The sequence below is a fragment of the Anaerolineae bacterium genome, assembly GCA_014360855.1.
Classification (GTDB): domain Bacteria; phylum Chloroflexota; class Anaerolineae; order JACIWP01; family JACIWP01; genus JACIWP01.
In genome coordinates this window covers 1-18,677 of sequence record JACIWP010000021.1, presented here as the reverse complement: position 1 = coordinate 18,677, position 18,677 = coordinate 1, and the positions used below count along the sequence as shown (strand labels likewise).

Sequence of the window (18,677 nt, the reverse complement as noted above, 5' to 3'; positions counted from 1 at the left end):
CGCCAGCACCAGGCCGTCATCATACCATACATCCACGTCCATGATGGGGAAACGCAGGGGCCGCCGGCCGCCCTTCAGCCGCAGTCCTTCGGCGCGCTTGAAGTCCTCCAGCGTCAGGCCCTCTTCGGCCAGCACCCGGCGCTCCAACTCCCCCTGCCGGCCCTCCGCCATCAGCATGCGGTAGCCGTACAGGGGCCCGGAGGGGCTGATCTCAAAGCGGTCGGCGCGCGGCTGTTCGAGCGTCGGGTCCTCCACCAGAAACGCGCCGCCGCTGTCGTGCTTATAGGCCACATCGCCGGCGAACAGGACGTCCAGGGTCTCCAGACGCTCTGCCATGACGCGGTTGAACAGATAGGACTGGTAGGCGGAGACGAAGAAGCGGCGCAGGCGCTTGGAGATCGAGTACAGGGCGCGCGCCGGCGCTTCCGCCGCCGGCGACCGCAGGAGCACTTCCAGGGCGCGGCGCTCCTCGTGGAACTGGGGCGGCCAGGCGCGCAGGGCGGCCTGAAGCTGGCCGGCGTCATACAGCCGGCGCGCTTCCAGCACGGCCGGCAGTTCGTCCGGCTGAGGCCGGCCCAGGAATTCCTGCAGAAACGCCTCGGCATCCCCCCGCAGGATGGCGCGGCCCAGGAGATGGGTGTCCCGGCGCCGGCCGAAGCGCTGTTCGCCGAAATGATTGGGCACTCCGCGGCGCTGGAGCGTTTCCAGGATGGGCCGCGCCCGCTCCAGGGCATCCGGCGGCACGTCCCGGATGCGGATGACGAAGCGGTTGCCGGCCAGGTGTCCCTGCTTGAGCTTGTTGGTATGCCGTTTGGCCCACAATATGCGGATGCTCGGCAGTTCCAGCGCCAGCACGCGCTCCGGCGGCACATGCTCCACCGACAGCACCTGTCGCGCCACCGCATGGGCGTCCTTCAGGCCGGCGTATCCGATCTGGAACGGCCGCACTCGCAGTGCCCGCGCGATTTCCTCCACTGCCCGCATAGTCGGCAGGCCGCGCTTCTCGATCTCGAAAAAGGTATGCTCCCCCTGCCCGCAGGGCGCGTACAGGGGGATCTCCGTCACCTGGAAATCCTCGTATTCCACTTTGATGCGGCCGCCCGTTCCGGGCAGATGCCGGGTCAGCCACAGCGTGGAGACCGGCGTCTCGCTCGCCATGCCGCGTCACCCCCAGGATGGGATTGGTGCTCCGGTGAGAGCCGAAAGCCGCCGCTGAACCCCGGTACAGGGGCGCGGTGCCGTTGGGTCGCCGGGTCATGCCGCTTGCGCCGGCGGGTTGTCCCATCGGGCAGAATGGCAGGTCGCCAGCACCAGGACCCATACTCCCAGCGCCAGCACCGCATCCCCCGGGCTGAAGACGGTGGGGATGGGGAAGGGCGGCGGCAGGACGAACACGTCCGACAGGAACCAGAGCCGCGTCTGCTCGCGCGGCAGGAGGATATCCTTGGTGTACTTCAGGCGCGCGCCGGGTTCGGTGCTCTGCAGTTCATACTCGTGCCCGACGCGCTGTACCGCCTCCGGTGTGATCGGCATATAGCCGCCATTGGCCAGCATGACGGTCAGGTTCATCAGCAGGCCCAGGGCGATGATGGGCATGCCGGGCAGCCGGCGGTTCATCCACACGAAGGCCAGCAGGAGCAGATAGGAGAGCACCAGGGCGATGGTATGCAGGCTGAGCCAGCCGCGCGCCGTGGTCTCCGGCTCATAGATGATGTATATCTGCAGGCCGAAGCCCAGCAGGGCCAGCCAAGGGGCGTGCAGGGGAAGGTTGGCCAGCCGGCGCAGTTTCCCGCCGGTCAGCACAGCGATCAATAATGCCAGGAACAGAGCAAGGACCAGGATCACCCCTTTTCCTCCCGGAAAGCGGTCCCCCAGACATTACACACGGGCAGGGTGGCTTCCCCTGCCCGTGTCTAGCTCCAGGGCGTCAAGCCGCCATTAGTGCCAGAAACTCCTCGCGCTCGATGGTCTCTTTCTCCTGCAGTGCCCGCGCCAGCGCCTCCAGCTTATCCCGTTTCTCCGTCAGGATTTGCCGTGCCCGGCGGTAGGCGTTCTGAACAATGTTCTGGATCTCCTGGTCAATTTCCTGGGCGATCTCCTCGCTGTAATCGCGCTGTTCGGCGATCTCGCGCCCCAGGAAGACCAGCTCCTCCTTCTGGCCGAAGGTCATTGGACCGAGCTTGTCGCTCATGCCGTATTCCTTGACCATCTTGCGGGCCAGCTCGGTGGCGCGCTCCAGGTCATTGCTGGCGCCGGTGGTCACATCGCCGAAGACCAGCTCCTCGGCCACGCGGCCGCCCAGCAGGCCGGCGATCTCGTCGTGGAATTTGGAGCGCGGGATGACGATGTGATCATCCTCCGGCAGGCCCAGGGTGTAGCCCAACGCCATGCCGCGCGAGATGATGCTGACCTTGTGCACCGGGTCCGCCAAGGGCAGATGGTGCATGACCACGGCATGGCCGGCCTCGTGGTAGGCGACGATCTCGCGATCGCGCTTGCTCAGCAGGCGGCTCTTGCGCTCCGGGCCGGCGATGACCCGCTCGATGGCCTCTTGCAGTTCCGCCATCCCGATGGCCTTCTTGTTGCGCCGCGCCGCCAGGATGGCCGCCTCGTTCACCAGGTTCTCCAGGTCCGCTCCTACAAACCCCGGCGTCTCCCGCGCGATCACGTCCAGGTCCACATCCGGCGCCAGCGGCTTGCCGCGGGTGTGCACCTCCAGGATGGCCCGCCGGCCGCGCAGGTCGGGACGATCCATCACCACCTGCCGGTCGAAGCGCCCTGGCCGCAGGAGTGCCGGGTCCAGGATGTCCGGCCGGTTGGTGGCCGCCAGGACGATGACGTTGGTGTCGGTGTCGAAGCCGTCCATCTCCACCAGGATCTGGTTCAGCGTCTGCTCGCGCTCGTCGTGGCTGCCGCCCAGGCCGGCGCCGCGCTGGCGGCCCACGGCGTCGATCTCGTCGATGAAGACGATGCAGGGGGAGTGCCGCTTGGCCTGGTCGAAGAGGTCGCGCACGCGCGAGGCGCCCACGCCGACGAACATCTCGACGAACTCGGAGCCGGAGATGGAGAAGAAGGGCACGCCGGCCTCGCCGGCCACGGCCTTGGCGATGAGGGTCTTGCCGGTGCCGGGCGGGCCGACCAGGAGCACGCCTTTGGGGATGCGGGCGCCCAGGGCGGCGAACTTGCGGGGGTCCTTGAGGAACTCGACCACTTCTTGTAGCTCCTGCTTGGCCTCGTCGGCGCCGGCGACGTCGTCGAAGGTGACGGCCGGCCGGTCCCCCGAGATGAGGCGCGCCCGACTGCGGGCGAACTGGATGGCCTGGTTATTGCCTCCCTGCGCCTGCCGCATGATGAGCATGAAGAAGACGACCACCACGATCAGCGGCAGGATCGTGCCCAGGATGGCCCACCAGTTATCCAGTAAGCCGGGGGGCTGTACCTTGATGGAGACCGCGGCGATCTTATCCTGGGGAACCCCCAGGTCAGAAAGGGTCTTGAGCAGACTGACATCCTCCTCCTTGCGAGAGAGGGCGCGCGTGCCGTCGACCCGCTGGATATACAACTGGTCTTTATTGATGGTGATGCTCTTCACCTTGCCGGCGCTAATCTCGTCGGCCAGCGCCTTCAGCGAGATCTCGTCCTGGGTGGCCGGCGGCTGCAGCAGGGTGAAAAGCACCGCGGCGATGGCCGCGGCGATGATGAGATACATCCACCTGCGGTTCATGGGATGCCTATATACCGTCCTTTACAATCTCAATCCTGCACAAAAGTGTTGTGAACTACTGCAATTATAACACAACCAGGGGGCGCGTCAAAACTAGCGCCGCAAGGGGCGCCTGCAGGCGGCTGTCCCCTGGCACGCGACTTGTCATTCTCTCTTGTTTCTGATACCATACGCGGCGTATGGGGGAAATTATAGAGGATTGAGGTGGTGGAATGGATGCCTCTCGCAGGTTAGCGATATATCGGCGTCAGCGCCGGCGAGACCACAGCGGCACCGCCGTGTTGATGCTGAAAATCGTGGCCGGCGTGCTGATCCTTGGATTGCTGGTGAATGTGGGCGTAGTGCTGGCCGCCGTGGGGGCGGCCGCCGGCGTCTATACCTACTTTGCCCAGAGCCTGCCCGACCCGGAGCAGGTCCAGGTGGTGCGGGAGGAGTTCGAGACCACGAAAATCTACGACCGCACCGGTCAGCATCTGCTGTATGAGGTCTTTGACCCTCGGCCGCATCGGGGCGACCGCACCTACGTGCCGCTCTCGGAGATCCCATTGGTGGTCCAGCAGGCCACCATCGCGCTGGAGGACCGCAGTTTCTACGAGAACCCGGGCGTCAATATCCGGGGCCTGGCGAGGGCCTTCTGGAACAACCTGCGCGGCCTGCCTATTCAGGGCGGCAGCTCTATCACCCAGCAGTTGGTCAAACACGTGTTCATCCCTCCCGAAGAGCGCTACCAGCGTTCGTACGCCCGCAAGCTTAAGGAAGCCATTCTCGCCGTGGAGATATCTCGGCGCTATCCGGGTAAGGCCGGCAAGGATCAGATCCTGGAGTGGTACCTGAACTACATCTACTACGGCAACTTCGCCTACGGCGTCGAGGCCGCCGCCCAGGTCTATTTCGGCAAGTCCATCCGCGATGTCAACCTGGCGGAAGCGGCCATGCTGGCGGCCCTGCCCCAATATCCAGCACTGAACCCCATTGACAATCCGGAGCAGGCCAAACGCCGGCAAAAGGTGGTGTTGGACGCCATGGTGGAGGCCGGCTATATCACCCGCGAGCAGGCTGACCAAGCCTATGCCCAGGAATTGACCATCCGGCCGTCCCTGGAAACCCGCTTTACCGCCATGGAAGCGCCCCATTTCGCCCTCTGGGTGCGCAAACAGTTGGAAAAGGAATTCGGACCGGATATGGTGTACGGCGGCGGTCTGCGGGTCTACACCACTCTGGACCTGGACCTTCAGCACAAGGTCGAGGAAATTGCCCGTGCCCATATCAAGTCCCTGCAGGAAGACAAGCAGTACAACCGCAACGTTTCCAACGCCGCGGTGGTGGTCATCCGGCCGCGCACCGGCGAAATCCTGGCTATGATGGGAAGCCTGGACTACAACAACAAGGATATTGACGGGCAGGTGAACATGGCGCTGGCCCCGCGCCAGCCCGGCTCCGCCTTCAAGCCCTTCACCTATCTGACCCTGTTCTCCCAGGGCTATACCGCCGCGCAGATGGTCATGGATGTGCGCACCGCCTTTCCCGACCCGCCCAACCCCGACTATGTGCCGGAGAACTACGACCGCAAGTATCACGGCCCGGTGCGCCTGCGCAATGCCCTGGCCAATTCGTACAACATCCCGGCAGTCTGGGCGTTGAGCAAGGCCGGCGTCAAAAACGTCATTGATCTGGCGCACCGCATGGGCATCACCACCCTGCGGGGCGACCAGTATGGCCTGAGCCTGACCCTGGGCGGCGGGGAGGTCACCCTGCTGGATATGACCTATGCCTTCAGCGTGCTGGCCAACGGCGGGGTGATGATTGGGGAACCCGTGCCGGAAGATGAGCGGGAGCCTGGCTTTCGTGAACTGAACCCGGTGGCCATCCTGCGGGTGGAGGACCGCCACGGCAATGTGCTCAAGTCCTTCGAACAGCCGCAGTCGCGCTCCATCCTGCCGCCGGCCCTCGCCTACCTGGTCACGGATATCCTGGCGGATAATCAAGCTCGCATCCCGGCCTTCGGCGTGAACAACAAGCTTCACCTGAAAGACCGGCCGGCGGCCGCCAAGACCGGCACCACCAACGACTGGCGCGATGCCTGGACTGTCGGTTATACCCCCCAGTATGCCGCCGGCGTGTGGGTCGGCAACGCCAACAATGAGCCCATGGACCACGTCCCCGGCTCCCTGGGCGCCGCCCCCATCTGGCAGGCGGTGATGGAGTATCTGCATGAGGGTCTGCCGGTGGAGCAGTTCATGCGTCCGCCGGGATTGGTGGAGAAGGAGGTGTGCTCCGTCTCGGGCATGTTGCCCACCGAGTACTGTCCGCATCGTGTCAAGGAGCTGTTCATCGAAGGCACTGAGCCGACCCAGTACTGCACCGTGCATCAAATGTTCCGCGTGAACAAGGAGACCGGCAAGCTGGCGACGGTCTATACGCCGCCCGAGCTGGTGGAGGAGCGGGTGTACGAGATCTACCCGCCCGAGGCGGCAGACTGGGTGCGGGAGAACAATATCCCTCAGCCGCCCACGGTGTACGACGACGCGTATGGGCCGGCGCCGGCGACCGGCGATGTGGCGATCATCGAGCCGGCACCGTACGCCTATATCAGCAAGGGCGTGGCCATCATCGGGAACGCCAAAGGTCCGAACTTTAAAATGTGGCGCCTGGAGTTCGGCCGGGGGCTGAATCCCACCTCCTGGAGCCAGATCGGCGGCGACCGCTACGACGCCGTGGACCACGGCCCGCTGGAGTTCTGGGACGTGAGCGGATTGGAAGACGGCCTGTACACCCTGCAGTTGCGCGTGGTGCGGCAGGACGGCAGTGTGCAGGACGCGCCCATCCAGGTCACCGTGGACAATACGCCGCCCACAGTGGAGCTGACGCATCCGAGCGACGGCGACGTGTACATCAAGGAAGATGATGAGTGGGTCAGCATCCAGGCCGATGCCGTGGATAATGTCTTCATGGATCGGGTGGAGTTCTTCCTGGACGACGAGCTGGTGGGGACCAGCACGGTGTCACCATACAATTTCAAGTGGACCATTGCCATGTCCGATACCATTCCCATTCCCGGGCTGGTGATCACCCATGTGGAGCCGATCACTGACCCGGTGACAGGGGCGGTCATCGGCGAGCAGGTGATCACCGACACCGAGGTCATCCAAGAGGAACTGCCCGGCATCGGGGTGCGCTACACCCAGTGGTTCTCCAATGGACGCGGCATCATCTCCGACACACTGGGCTACACCGAGACGCACGTCATCCATGTGGTGGCCTATGACGGCGCCGGCAACAAGGCGGAGAGCGAGAAGGTCCGCATCTATGTGATGCATAAGCCGAAAAAGGACGAGAAGCCGAAGACCAGCATGATGATCTGGCCGGAGGTGGCATACTTACGGGAAGACCGGCCGGCGTGGACACAGCTTCGACGTCTGCCCCCGACGTGAGAACCGCTTCCCTGTCACGCCGGCCCTAGTGTGGCGGTACCAGGAGGCTGGTAACATGCAGGAGGAGATGCGTACTGCGGGCGAGAGTCGTCCCCACGCGGGGATGGGCGAGGAGCCGGCGTCAGTCACCGAGGCGCGTGCCCGGCTGGAGAAGCTTCGCCAGGAGCGGCATGACCTGCTGGCGGAAATCGGCGAGGAGGCAGTCGCCCTGTACGCCAGCGGGGAGATCACCCTGCCAGGGCTGGGCATGAAGCTCGTCCAGCTCAGCGAGCTTCAGGAGCGCATCGAGCTGGAGGAGACGCGCGTGGCCGCGGCGGTGGAAGCCAGCCGGCCGAAGGCCGTGTCCCCCGCGCCGGTGGGGGCATGTCCGGCCTGCGGCGCGGCGCTCTTCGCCGGCGACCGATTCTGCCCCCAATGCGGCCGGCGCGTCAGCGATTAATGCGATGAGGAGCGTATGACAGAGGAGAGGGTATATCATATCCTGGTGACCAATGACGACGGCGTGCAGGCGCCCGGCCTGCTGGCCCTGAAGAAGGCGCTGGAAGGGCTGGGGAAAGTCACTGTCTTCGCCCCGGACCATAACTGGTCGGTCGCCGGCCACAACAAGACCATGCATAAACCCCTGCGGGTGAACCGCACCCAGCTTGCCGACGGCACGCCGGCGCTGATCACCAATGGCTCACCCTCCGACTGCGTCGGGTTGGCTATCCTCGGCCTGGTACAGCCCAAGCTGGACCTGGTGGTCTCGGGCATCAACCAGGGCCCGAACATGGGGCATGACATCACCTACTCCGGCACGGTGGCGGCGGCCATGGAGGCGGCGGTCTTTGGTATCCCCGCCATCGCGGTCTCGCTCGACACCTTCGAGTCGGGCAGGGATTTCGGGCCGGCGGCGCGCTTCGCGGCGCTTCTGGCGGCGCAGGTGCTCAAAGAGGGACTGCCGCCGGACACGTTGCTCAACGTCAACGTGCCGGCCATCCCCGAGGATCAGATTCGCGGCGTGATGTTCACCCGCCTGGGAAAGCGCATTTACCAGGACGAGCTGATCTGCCGGCAGGACCCCCGCGGCCAGGATTATTACTGGATCGGCGGAGCGCCGCCTTCTGGCATCATCGAGGACGGCACGGATATCGGCGCGGTGGCCAACGGCTACATCTCCGTGACGCCGCTGAACCTGGATATGACCGATTATCGGCTCCTGCGCGCCCTGGAACGCTGGCAGTCCGTGCTTTCTCGGCTGGTGCTGGAGGGCAGGTGACGGCCCGCCGATTTCTATGACAGAAAGGAATGGGCCAATGGACTTCTGGGAAGTGATCGCCGCGCGCCACAGCGTGCGGGAATTTGACCCCCGCCGCGATGTGCCGGCGGAGTTCATCCGGCGCATCCTGGAGGCGGCGGTGGCGGCCCCTTCCGCCGGCAACCGCCAACCCTGGCACTTCTTCGTGGTGCGGGAGGCCCGCACGCGCACCTGCCTGGCCGCCGCGGCCTACGGGCAAATCTTCGTCTCCCAGGCGCCGGTGGTCATCGTGGTGTGCGCGGAGCCGGACCGCTCCGCGGCGCGCTACGGCTATCGGGGCAAGATGCTGTACTGTCTGCAGGACACGGCGGCCGCGACCGAGCATATCCTGCTGGCGGCGACGGCTTTGGGGCTGGGCGCCTGCTGGGTCGGCGCGTTTGATGAAGACGAGGTGAGCCAGTGCCTGGCGCTTTCGCCGTCCCTGCGGCCGGTTGCCCTGGTGCCCATTGGATATCCTGCCCACGGCCGGCCGGCCATGCGCTCGCGCCGGCCGCTGTCCGAGGTGGTCACGTTCATCGAGTAGCTCATGAGCCAGGTTGCTTCCCTTTCTCCGCAGGAAGCGAAGGCGCTGGCAGTGCAGATCGGGTTCGATGCCGCCGGCATCGCCTCTCCCCATTCGCCGGCCCTGCCCGCGTGGGTGCGCTCGGTACTGGTCTGCATGCACGCCGCGCTGGATGATGCGTATGATTACGAGATGTTCATCGAGTACGACGGCCGGCGCAAGTGGCACAAGCCCATTTACACCCTCCTGGAATCGCTGGCCTTCCGCCTGGCTGAGGCCCTGCGGGCACGCGGCCTGCAGGCCATGGCGCTGACGTATGAGGACAGCCTGGCATTGATTGACCTGAAGCGGGCGGCGGTGGAGGCCGGCCTGGGCATATGGGGGAAGAACAATGTGGTGGTGACGCGGCGCTACGGCCCGCGGGTGCGCTTCGGGGCGGTGTTCGTGGATGCGGAGTGGCCGGCGGACGGCAAACTGTTGGATTATTTCTGCTCGAGCTGTACATTGTGCTGGAAGGCCTGCCCGACGAAGGCGCTGGGCCCCTGGGGTTTTGTGCGGGAGCGCTGTATCGCCGAGTTTGCGCCGACGCCGGCGATGGCGGCCCTCCAGGATCAGATGGAGCACCATCCCACCCCGCACACGCGCTGGCAGTGCACTGCCTGCCTGACCGCCTGCCCGATCGGGAGCAAAATCCACACAGCGTTCTGGCGTGAGGTGCAGAGATAGATGTGGGCGAGGATGTAGATGCCCATCCGCCAAGCTGTTGCCGCTATAATCCCATTGCAGGAGGATGACATGACAGCTACCATCAAAATGTACGGTACCACCTGGTGCCCGGACTGCCGGCGCGCCAAACAGGTGTTCGAGGCCGAAGGGATGACCTACGAATGGATCGATATCTCCAAGGATCCCGAGGCTGCCGCCTATGTGGAGAAGGTCAACGGCGGCTTCCGCAGTGTGCCCACCATCGTGTTCCCGGACGGTGACGTCCTGGTAGAGCCATCATCGCCGGCCCTGGCGCAGAAACTGCGCTCCCTGAAAGCGAAGCGGTAAGCGATGACTGCTTCAGCACCGGTGAAGCTCTACGGCACGCCCTGGTGCGGGCACTCTGCCTGGGTGCGCCGCGCGCTGGAGCAGACCGGCATCCCACATCAGTGGATTGATATCTCCCAGGACCCGGAGGCCGCGGCCTGGGTGGAGAGCATCAGCGCCGGCCAACAGCGCGTGCCGGTCCTGCTGTTCCCGGACGGGGACATTCTGGTGGAGCCTTCGCCGGCGGTGCTGAACGCCAAATTGGCCGGCATGGGGGGCGGCGGGAGATAGTATTGGCCCATGGATTGGATGGATGCCTCCGAGTTCGCCGAAATCGTGATGGAGGTGCTGGAGGACCTGCCCGATGAATTCCGCCAGCGGATGGAGAATGTGGAGATCGAAATCCGCGACTGGCCGGGGCGGGAGGAACGGGAGCAGGCCGGCGTGCCGCCTGGCCAGACGTTGTTCGGCCTGTACCAGGGCATCCCACTGACGGAGCGAGGGCACGGGTACAACCTGGTGCTCCCGGACCGCATCATCCTCTTTCGCGGGCCGATCATGCGGGCCGGCCGCACCCGCGCCGGCGTGCGCCGGCAGATCCGCCGCACCCTCCTGCATGAGATTGCCCACCATTTCGGCATCTCGGATGAGCGTCTGCGGGAGCTGGATGCCTATTGAAAGACGAATGCCCCTGGGGATGGTCCCACCAGGGGCATTTCCAGTTTCCTTGGCTGGGGGACAGGGATTCGAACCCCGACAAACAGATCCAGAGTCTGTCGTCCTACCATTAGACGATCCCCCATCAGCGCCTATTATTGTAGCACATTGGTCGGAGAATGGCAAATTTTGCGGGTACTTGCCGCCCACTTGGAGCGCGGCTGCCGCCCGGGTATTTCTGTCAGAACAAATGTTTGCGCGAAAGTTAGGCAGAGGTATATAATAGCCGGCGAACATCTATCGTCAGGAGTGTAGGTATGGCCACATCCGGTGAAAAGAAGCGACTGCTGACCGGCGACCGACCCACCGGGAAACTGCACCTGGGGCATTACGTCGGCTCGCTGGCCAACCGCGTGCGTCTGCAGGAGGAGTACGAGTGCTATTTCATTATCGCGGACCTGCACGCCCTGACCACGCGGCCGGACAAGGAAGCCATCGCGGAGATCGGCGACAACGTGCGGGAGATGGTGCTGGACTACCTGGCCTGCGGCATTGACCCGGCCAAATCCTCCATCTATCTCCAGTCCGCCGTGCACGCCGTCTATGAGATGAACCTCTTCTTCGAGATGCTGGTCACCGTGAACCGCTTACAGCGCATCCCCAGCATCAAGGAGATGGCGCGCGCCGCCAACATGGATGAGGAAGCGATCCCCTTCGGCCTGCTGGGCTATCCCGTGCTCCAGGCGGCGGATATCCTCATGCCCCGCGCTCATCTGGTGCCGGTGGGCAAGGACAACGTGGCCCATGTGGAGCTGACGCGCGAGATCGCCCGGCGCTTCAACTATCTCTATGGCGAGCTGTTCCCCATCCCGGAGGCTTTGGTCAGCGAAGTGCCGGTGCTGGTGGGGACCGACGGCCAGGCCAAGATGTCCAAATCCCTGGGCAACGCCATTTTCCTCTCCGATGACCCCAAGACGGTGCGCCAGAAGGTCTTCAGCATGTACACCGACCCGAAGCGCATCCGCGCCGATATCCCCGGCACCGTGGAGGGCAATCCGGTCTTCATCTATCATGACATTTTCAACCCGGACAAGGAAGAGGTCGAAGACCTGAAGGCGCGCTACCGCGCCGGCCGGGTCGGGGATGTCGAGGTCAAGGAGAAACTGGCCATCGCGCTGAACAACTTCCTGGACCCGATCCGCGAGCGCCGCGCCTATTACGCCGGCCAGAAAGGCCTGGTGGAACGCATCATCTACGAGGGCACGGAGCGCGTCAGCGAGATTGCCAATGAGACCCTGCGCGAGATGAAGAAGCTGATGGGCTTCCATGCCCTGCATAACCGCATCCGCCGCAAGGCCATGGAAGCGCTGAAGGCGGAACAGGAAGCCGCCGGCTAATATCCCTGCCACCAATCTTTGCGCGAGCGCGGGTCCAGAAAGCGGCCGGCATCGCGTATAGCGACCCCGAAATCCGCACCCGGACTGGTCCCGATGAGCTGGCCGGCGCGCAGGGCCGGCAGTTCCTCGCGGCCGGCGGCGTCCAGCCGGCGGTAGGATGCTATCAGATGCGGATGGACGCAGATGTCCTCCAGGTGCAGGGTGTATCCCCGCACCACATTGTCCTCGCGCGTGTACTTCAGCGTGATGCGGCGTTCCTCCGCGTACAGTACCAGCACCTCAAACCCATTTCCCAGCGTGTAGCCCGAGTCGGGCACGTACAGCGGCTCGCCGGCGGGTGCCGCCATCCGCACCAGGGTGACCGGCGGGTCGGTGATGGGCCCGCCGCGCTGGTCGCGCGCCCATTCCCAATCGTACACCTGGAAAGCGGCGGTGAAGCGGGGCGGCCGACGCGGTGCCAACAGGCCGGCCAACTGCGGCGCGCCGGCGTCCGCCTCACCAGGGATGTCCACCAGGCCGAGATAGGCCGAGACGGGGCGGTAGCCCCGCAGGGCCAGGTTCAGATCGGGATGGCTGGCCGCCGGCCGGTCGGTGGGGGTTCCTTCGATGGGCAGGGAGGAATAGGTCTGTGGCGGGAAGGGGCCGCAGGCCGGGCCGCCGGCGAGAACGGCCGGCAGGAAGACGCGCCGTGGGGCGCCGGCGGAGGCCGGCATCATGCGCGTGCCGATGACTGCCAGGGCCAGGAGCACTATAGGGACAGCGCGCCAGAGGGGGCTTATGCCGGCGCGGCCCATGGGAATGTCCTTGCCACTTGCTGAAAGGTGAACGGCCCGCCGTGGCTGGGGTAGATGAGGCGGGGACGTTCCGCCAGCACGCGCCGCAGGCTCTCCCTCCAGGCCGCCTCATCGTGGATAAAGAGGGGCCGGCCGGGGAGTTGCGGGATAGGCAGGCCGCCGATGAGATCGCCGACGATGGCCTCCCCCGTCTCCAGCAGGATGGACAGCGAGCCGGGGGTATGGCCGGGGGTGGGGATGACGCGGCCGGGGATGCCGTACGGGCGCAGGTCCAACTCGCCGGCGATGTACCAGTGGGGCTGGGCCGGCTCGTGGTTCTCTATATCCACATTCACGACCCGGCGCAGTAGGAGGAAGAGCCGGCCGAGCCAGTTGCCGGCGCGGTACGAGGGCGTCTCGCTCTTCCGCACTAGCGCGCCGTCGCGCAGGCCCACCGCCAGGATGGCATTGCTCATGCGCAGCAGTGCCGCGGCGTTGCCGGCGTGATCGTAATGCCCATGGGTCAGCAGGATGAGGTCCAGCTCCGCCGGCTCGACCCCTGCTTTGAGCAGTGCCTGGACGATGGCCTTGGCGCCGTCCGGCGTGCCGGTGTCCACCAGGATGGGCCGCTTCCCCCGAAGCAGGAAGGCATGAACGATGCCGAGTTGTATGGGCACGATATATGGGGATGGGCTGGTCGCGGACATGGGCCATTCCTCCGTCAGATGCGGTGCGTCTGGGTGCTGAGGGCGAGCTCCACCAGCACGATGAGGGCGATCAGGGCGTTGCGCCAGTCCCGCTGGCCGAGATAGTCCAACAGGGCCAACAGGACGCGCAGAGCTGGCAGAAGGGCGAAGAGCAGGATGCCGGCGCTCATGCACAGCAGGAAAGGCGATGCCGCCAGCAGGGCGGGATCGCTCCAGGAAACGGCCGGCGGACCGGGCAGGGCCGGGTTGCCGTAGGCGATCCATTCCCCGCAGAAGCCGGCCAGCATCAGCGCCAGGCCGGCCGTCGAGATCACCTGCGCCATGCGGCGCTCTCTCTCGTGGATATCGGGCCGGCGGGATGGGGGCAGTGTCGGGTTCACAGCAATCCGAGACCTCGCAGAAGCATCTGCACGCCCATGATGACCAGCAGGGCGATGAGGGCGGCGCGCACCCAGCCGACGCGCAGGCGGGTCAACAGCCAGACGCCGGCGGTGGCGCCGGCGAACACCCCCAGGGCGATGGGAATGGCGAGCACGGGATAGATGTCCCCGCGCAGGTAGTATACCAGCGCGCTGACGGCGGCGGTGATGCCGACCATGAAGTTGCTGGTGGCCGTGGCTACGCCCAGGGGCACCTCCATCACGCTGTACATGACCGGCACCTTGATGATGCCGCCGCCGACGCCCAGCAGGCCGGAGAGCATGCCGGCCAGGGCGCCGGCGGACAGGCCGATGCCCCAGCGGCGCGGGCGGTAGTCGTGGGTGAAGAGCGCCTCCGGCGGCGCGCTGATCGGCCGGCGGCGCGCCCGATAGGCCGTGTACCCGGCATTGAAAAACGCCACCACGGCGAAAAGGATGCCGAGGGCCTGCGAGCTCAGCAGGCCGGCGACCAGACTGCCGGCCAGGGCGCCGGCGGTCGTAGCGATTTCCAGGCGGAGCGCCAGCTCCACATTCGCGCCGCGGCCGCGCGGGGCGAATGCCACGGTGCCGGCGGAGGTGGCCAGCACCCCGACGATACTGCAGGCCACCGCTGTGCGCATGGGCAGGTCGAACAGGAGATGGAGGGCCGGCACCAGGAACACTCCGCCGCCCAGGCCCAACACCGCGCCCAGTACGCCGGCCGCCACCCCTGTCAGGAACAATGCCAGGAAGATCATCGCATGGGTATCCCCTTGGACAATGCCGGCGGCATCAGCCCAGCGCCAGGAAGCGGTACCAATCTGCCAGGTCGATCTTCAGGTCCTCATAGCGTGCCCGCAGGCTGGCATACAATTGGGCATTCTCGATGGCCAGGGCAACCAGGCCGGCCACCGAGCGCAGGAAGTTGATGGCCACCGGCCCGAAATGGCGCGGGCGGGCGGAATAGGCGCGCAGTACCCCCAGCGGCCTATCCTTGATGATTAACGGCACCACCAGGACGGAGCGGATGCCCTCGCGTGCGGCCTCGGCCGGATATTCGAAACCAGGCTCGTGCTCGACGTCGTAAAGGGTCACCGCCTCGCCGGCCAGCGCGCGCTGATCCACCGGGCTTTTGTCCACGTGCACCTCCCCCTTGGCCAGATAGGCTTCGCTCAAGCCGTAGGCCGCCACCAGCCGCAGGAGCCGGCCCCGGGGGTCCAGCAGGCGGATGGAGCCGGCCTTCAGGTGCAGTTGGGAGACGGTCACCTCCAGCACCCGCTGGAGCATGTCCGACAGCTCCAGGGTGGAGTTGAGCGCCTCGGCGATGCGCAGAAGACCCTGGTGCAGGCGCACCTTTTCCAGCGCCAGCGCGCCCAGGTCCGCGGCGGTAGAGAGGAGCAGGATATCGTCCGGCTGGATGCGCGCTATATCGTTGACATAGACCCGCAGGACGCCGATGACGCGCTCCCGCACAGTGAGGGGGACAGAGATCATGCCGCGCAGGCCCTCGACGGCGGCGGCCTCGGGGTACTGGAAGCCGGGGGTGCAGGTGACGTCGGCGCAGGTGACGATCTCGCCGGCCATCACCTGCTGGTCCACCGCGCTCTTGGAGAGCTGGACCGGCCCTTTGTCGAGGTAGCGCTCGCTGAGGCCCATGGCCCCCGCCGGCCACAGCTCATCGCCGTCCGGGCTGAGCAGGCGCAGGATCACCCCCTGGGCCCCCATGGTCGCCATGACTTTCTCCAGCAGGAGCTGGATGACGTCGCTTTCCTGGAGCGAACCGCTCAGGGCGTGGGCGATGTCGCGCAGGGTTTCCAGGTAGGAAGCGGTTGGAGAGGAGGCTGTCCCCATAGTCGTATCCTCGCAGTGGCGAAACAAAAACCGCCGGCTGGCTACGAGTATAGCACAGCCGGCGGTTCATTTCAAGCGCTGTGGTGGGTGTAGTGTTGTGCCGGCGTGTCAACCCGCCTCTTTCCCCACCTGCTCGCGCAGTTCCTCTCCCAGGGCGAAGCCGCGCGCCAGGGCGGCGGCGTTGCGCTCGCGCCCGCGCGCCGGCAGAGCGTCGTGCAGGCCGGCCAGGTCGATGACGCCGGTCAGCGCCGCCACCGCGCCCAGTATCACCATGTTGGCGATCTGCGGCGCTCCCAGCTCCTGGGCGATCTGAAAGGCCGGCACCGGGAACTGGCGCGCCGGCACGTCAGCGGCCGGCCGAACGGTGCCAGGGTCGTACAGGATGATGCCCTCCGCCGGCACCTGTCCCCACACGCGGTCATATCCCTCCTGTGAGAGGGCGGCCAGGAGATCGGGCACCAGCACGCGCGGGTAGACGATAGGTTCGTCGGAGATGATGACCTCGGCGCGGGTGAAGGTGCCGCGCACTTCCGGGCCGTAGGAGGAAGCGCTGGCGGCCTGTTTGCCGCGCGCCGCGCAGGCCCGTCCCAGCAGGATGCTGAGGAAGCGCATGCCCTGGCCTCCCTGGCCGGCGAAGACGATGTTCCAGGTGCTCATGGCCAGCACTCCTCGCCGCGCCATTCACCGATAAGGATTTTGCCGGCGCGTTCCTCTGGGGAAAGGGCGGCGGCTTTCTCCCGCTCGATGCACTGCCGGCGGAGCCATTCCAGCATACGCCAGGGGATGCTCTGGGGGGCTTCCCCGGCGGGAAAGAGCGGTTCGTTGATGCGCCCGAAGTGGGTCGGGCAGATGGAAAGCACTTCCACAAAGGCGAAGCCCGGCTCCCGCAGGGCATGCTCGATGCCGCGGGCGAGCTGGCGCGGCAGGGAGACCGGCCAGCGGGCGGCGAAGGGGGCGCCGGCGCCCAGCACCAACCGCACCAGGTCAAAGGGTGGGTCGGGGTTGCCGGCCGGCGTGGTGGCGGTGCGGGCCTCGCGGGGGGTGGTGGCGGAGACCTGGCCGCCGGTCATGCCGAAGAGCCAGTTGTTGAGGCAGAAGACCTTGATGGGGGTTTGCCGGCGGGCGGCATGGATGAGATGGTTGCCGCCGATGGTGGCCAGGTCCCCATCGCCGCTGATGACGACTATGTTCAGGTCGGGGCGTGCCCGCTGGACGCCGGCGGCGAAGGCCATGGCCCGGCCGTGGGTGACGTGCAGGGTATCGGCCAGGAAATGGGGCGAGGGCACCCAGGCGCCGCAGCCGATGCCCGAGACGAAGACCGTGCGGTCGAAGTCCAGCGGCAGGGCCGCCGCCGCCCGTAGGAAGGCGTTCATAAAGATGCCGTGGCCGCACCCCGGGCAGAAGGCGGTGGATTGGCGCAGATAGGCCTGGCGCAGGAGCGAGGCAGGTGGGACAGTGGATGAGGCGGCCATAGTTACCAAACCTCCTCCAGCAGGTATGCCAGGATGCGGCGAGGGTCTATGGGTTCGCCGTCCACCTGGGTGAGGGAGGTGACGGGGACGCCGGCGGCGCGGCGCACCTCGCCGGCGAGCTGTCCCAGGTTCATCTCCGGCACGATGATCTCCCGCCGGCCGCCACAGCGAGAAGCGACGACCTCATCGGGGAAGGGCCAGAGGCTTTTCAGCCGCAAGAGGCCGACCGGGCGGCCCTGCCGGCGGGCCTGCTGGACGGCCCAGAGGGCACTGCGCGCCGCTGAGCCGCAGGCCACCAGCACACGCTCGGCATCCTCCAGGGAATACTCCTCCCAATCGTCAATTTCGTCCTGGTGCCGGCGGATTTTGGCGGAGAGCCGGCGCATCAGCCTGTCCTGGACGGCGGCGTCGGTGGTGCGGCGGTAGCCGCGGCCGTCGTGGGTGGAGCCGGTGACCAGGAGGTAGGCGCCCTCGCCGAAGGCCGGCATGGGCGGGACGCCGTCCGGTTCGGGGGTGTCGAAGGGCATCTCCTGGGGCCAGCGCAGGCGCTCGAAGGTGCGCACGGCCGGCGGGATGGTCACCGTCTCGTGCAGATGGCCGACGATTTCATCGGCCAGGAGGAAGACCGGCACGCGGAAGCGCTCCGCCAGGTTAAAGGCGCGGATGGTCAGCTCGTACATTTCCTGGACGGACCAGGGGGCCAGGGCGATGAGGTCCACGCCGCCGTGGGTGCCCCAGCGCGCCTGCATGATGTCTCCTTGGGCCGGCCGGCTGGCCTGGCCGGTGCTGGGGCCGGCGCGCTGGACGTCCACGATGACGCAGGGTGTCTCGGTCATGATGGCGTAGCCGATGTTCTCCAGCATGAGGCTGATGCCCGGGCCGGAGGTGGCGGTCATGGCCTTGAGGCCGCCCCACGCCGCGCCGATGACGGCGGCGATGCTTCCCAGCTCGTCCTCCATTTGCATGAAGTTGCCCCCGAGTTCCGGCAGGCGCTGGGCCATGTGCACCATGATTTCGCTGGAGGGGGTGATGGGGTAGCCGGCGTAGAAGCGACAGCCGGCGGCCAGGGCGCCTTCGGCACAGGCCTCGTTGCCCGACATGAAGTAGGTGCCGGGGGGCAAGAGGGCCGGCGATTCCTGCCAGCCGCCCATGGGGTTGGGACGGGGCAGGGGGCCGGCGCGCGGCGGTGGGGGCGTGGGGACGGCGCCGGCAGGGATCACGTCAATGGCCAGCTCAGGACAGAGCCGGTCGCACTGATGACAACCGATGCACTGCTCGGGAAAGGCCGCCTGCATGGGCACGATGCCCTGCGGCGTGGGGTGGTCGGCCGGCCGGAAGACGCCGGCGGGGCAGGCCTGCGCGCATAAGGCGCAGGCCTGCCCCTTGCACAGCGATTCATCCAGGGTGACGCGGTGGGGTTTGGGCATGGGTGCTCC

20 protein-coding genes and 1 tRNA gene are annotated in these 18,677 nt (G+C 66.3%); 9 read left to right on the top strand and 12 right to left on the bottom strand.

The genetic code is table 11. The features are described from left to right. The 3 genes from truD to H5T60_02245 all read right to left on the bottom strand — a co-directional run. The coding region (gene truD / locus H5T60_02255) for a tRNA pseudouridine(13) synthase TruD (protein ID MBC7241252.1) at positions 1–1,158 on the bottom strand (1,158 nt) is incomplete at its 3' end. Positions 1,159–1,254: 96 nt separating this feature from the next. Next, complete coding sequence (locus H5T60_02250; GenBank protein MBC7241251.1) at positions 1,255–1,845, bottom strand: DUF5317 domain-containing protein; 591 nt, start codon at positions 1,843–1,845, stop codon at positions 1,255–1,257. A gap of 82 nt (positions 1,846–1,927) precedes the next feature. Next, entirely contained in the window at positions 1,928–3,724 is a 1,797-nt protein-coding gene (locus tag H5T60_02245; GenBank protein ID MBC7241250.1) for an ATP-dependent zinc metalloprotease FtsH, read from the bottom strand. Positions 3,725–3,936: 212 nt separating this feature from the next. On the opposite strand from H5T60_02245, the gene H5T60_02240 reads away from it, so the two are divergent. The 8 genes from H5T60_02240 to H5T60_02205 all read left to right on the top strand — a co-directional run bounded on the left by H5T60_02240 (position 3,937) and on the right by H5T60_02205 (position 10,664). Continuing rightward, complete coding sequence (locus H5T60_02240; protein MBC7241249.1) at positions 3,937–7,155, top strand: transglycosylase domain-containing protein; 3,219 nt, start codon at positions 3,937–3,939, stop codon at positions 7,153–7,155. A 55-nt stretch (positions 7,156–7,210) separates the two neighbouring features. Beyond that, positions 7,211–7,594 carry a zinc ribbon domain-containing protein gene (locus H5T60_02235; GenBank protein MBC7241248.1) on the top strand — a complete coding sequence of 128 codons (384 nt, stop codon included), beginning with the start codon at positions 7,211–7,213 and terminating at the stop codon, positions 7,592–7,594. A gap of 15 nt (positions 7,595–7,609) precedes the next feature. Next, positions 7,610–8,413, top strand: coding sequence for a 5'/3'-nucleotidase SurE (surE, locus tag H5T60_02230; GenBank protein ID MBC7241247.1), 804 nt, complete (start codon positions 7,610–7,612; stop codon positions 8,411–8,413). 37 nt (positions 8,414–8,450) lie between these two features. Further along, positions 8,451–8,975 carry a nitroreductase family protein gene (locus H5T60_02225; GenBank protein MBC7241246.1) on the top strand — a complete coding sequence of 175 codons (525 nt, stop codon included), beginning with the start codon at positions 8,451–8,453 and terminating at the stop codon, positions 8,973–8,975. Positions 8,976–8,978: 3 nt separating this feature from the next. Continuing rightward, positions 8,979–9,680: an epoxyqueuosine reductase gene (locus H5T60_02220; GenBank protein MBC7241245.1), complete on the top strand. Its 702-nt coding sequence runs from the start codon at positions 8,979–8,981 to the stop codon at positions 9,678–9,680. Positions 9,681–9,749: 69 nt separating this feature from the next. Then, entirely contained in the window at positions 9,750–10,007 is a 258-nt protein-coding gene (locus H5T60_02215) for a mycoredoxin (protein MBC7241244.1), read from the top strand. A 3-nt stretch (positions 10,008–10,010) separates the two neighbouring features. After that, positions 10,011–10,277, top strand: coding sequence for a glutathione S-transferase N-terminal domain-containing protein (locus H5T60_02210; protein MBC7241243.1), 267 nt, complete (start codon positions 10,011–10,013; stop codon positions 10,275–10,277). An 18-nt stretch (positions 10,278–10,295) separates the two neighbouring features. Then, positions 10,296–10,664, top strand: a complete 369-nt coding sequence (locus H5T60_02205; GenBank protein ID MBC7241242.1) for a metallopeptidase family protein — start codon at positions 10,296–10,298, stop codon at positions 10,662–10,664. A 50-nt stretch (positions 10,665–10,714) separates the two neighbouring features. Here the strand turns inward: H5T60_02205 and H5T60_02200 are convergent. Then, positions 10,715–10,788: transfer RNA gene (locus tag H5T60_02200), tRNA-Gln, on the bottom strand. Between the two features lie 172 nt (positions 10,789–10,960). Here H5T60_02200 and trpS point away from each other — a divergent pair. Continuing rightward, positions 10,961–12,040, top strand: coding sequence for a tryptophan--tRNA ligase (trpS, locus tag H5T60_02195; protein MBC7241241.1), 1,080 nt, complete (start codon positions 10,961–10,963; stop codon positions 12,038–12,040). Here the strand turns inward: trpS and H5T60_02190 are convergent. From H5T60_02190 to H5T60_02155, 8 genes are all read right to left on the bottom strand, one after another. After that, positions 12,037–12,834, bottom strand: a complete 798-nt coding sequence (locus H5T60_02190) for a hypothetical protein (GenBank protein MBC7241240.1) — start codon at positions 12,832–12,834, stop codon at positions 12,037–12,039. The genes trpS and H5T60_02190 overlap by 4 nt on opposite strands. Beyond that, positions 12,816–13,520 carry an MBL fold metallo-hydrolase gene (locus H5T60_02185; protein ID MBC7241239.1) on the bottom strand — a complete coding sequence of 235 codons (705 nt, stop codon included), beginning with the start codon at positions 13,518–13,520 and terminating at the stop codon, positions 12,816–12,818. Before H5T60_02185 ends, H5T60_02190 begins: the two co-directional genes overlap by 19 nt. A 14-nt stretch (positions 13,521–13,534) precedes the next feature. Then, the gene (locus tag H5T60_02180) at positions 13,535–13,900 is read right to left on the bottom strand and encodes a DUF1634 domain-containing protein (GenBank protein ID MBC7241238.1); all 366 of its coding nucleotides are present in this window, start codon (positions 13,898–13,900) and stop codon (positions 13,535–13,537) included. Next, the gene (locus tag H5T60_02175; protein ID MBC7241237.1) at positions 13,897–14,676 is read right to left on the bottom strand and encodes a sulfite exporter TauE/SafE family protein; all 780 of its coding nucleotides are present in this window, start codon (positions 14,674–14,676) and stop codon (positions 13,897–13,899) included. The genes H5T60_02180 and H5T60_02175 overlap by 4 nt, the downstream gene beginning before the upstream one ends. Positions 14,677–14,710: 34 nt before the next feature. Then, the gene (locus tag H5T60_02170) at positions 14,711–15,769 is read right to left on the bottom strand and encodes a GAF domain-containing protein (protein MBC7241236.1); all 1,059 of its coding nucleotides are present in this window, start codon (positions 15,767–15,769) and stop codon (positions 14,711–14,713) included. A 108-nt stretch (positions 15,770–15,877) separates the two neighbouring features. Further along, positions 15,878–16,426: a 2-oxoacid:acceptor oxidoreductase family protein gene (locus H5T60_02165; protein ID MBC7241235.1), complete on the bottom strand. Its 549-nt coding sequence runs from the start codon at positions 16,424–16,426 to the stop codon at positions 15,878–15,880. Beyond that, positions 16,423–17,241 carry a 2-oxoacid:ferredoxin oxidoreductase subunit beta gene (locus H5T60_02160; GenBank protein ID MBC7241234.1) on the bottom strand — a complete coding sequence of 273 codons (819 nt, stop codon included), beginning with the start codon at positions 17,239–17,241 and terminating at the stop codon, positions 16,423–16,425. Before H5T60_02160 ends, H5T60_02165 begins: the two co-directional genes overlap by 4 nt. Before the next feature lie 2 nt (positions 17,242–17,243). Further along, complete coding sequence (locus tag H5T60_02155) at positions 17,244–18,392, bottom strand: 2-oxoacid:acceptor oxidoreductase subunit alpha (protein MBC7241233.1); 1,149 nt, start codon at positions 18,390–18,392, stop codon at positions 17,244–17,246. Positions 18,393–18,677: the final 285 nt, after the last annotated feature.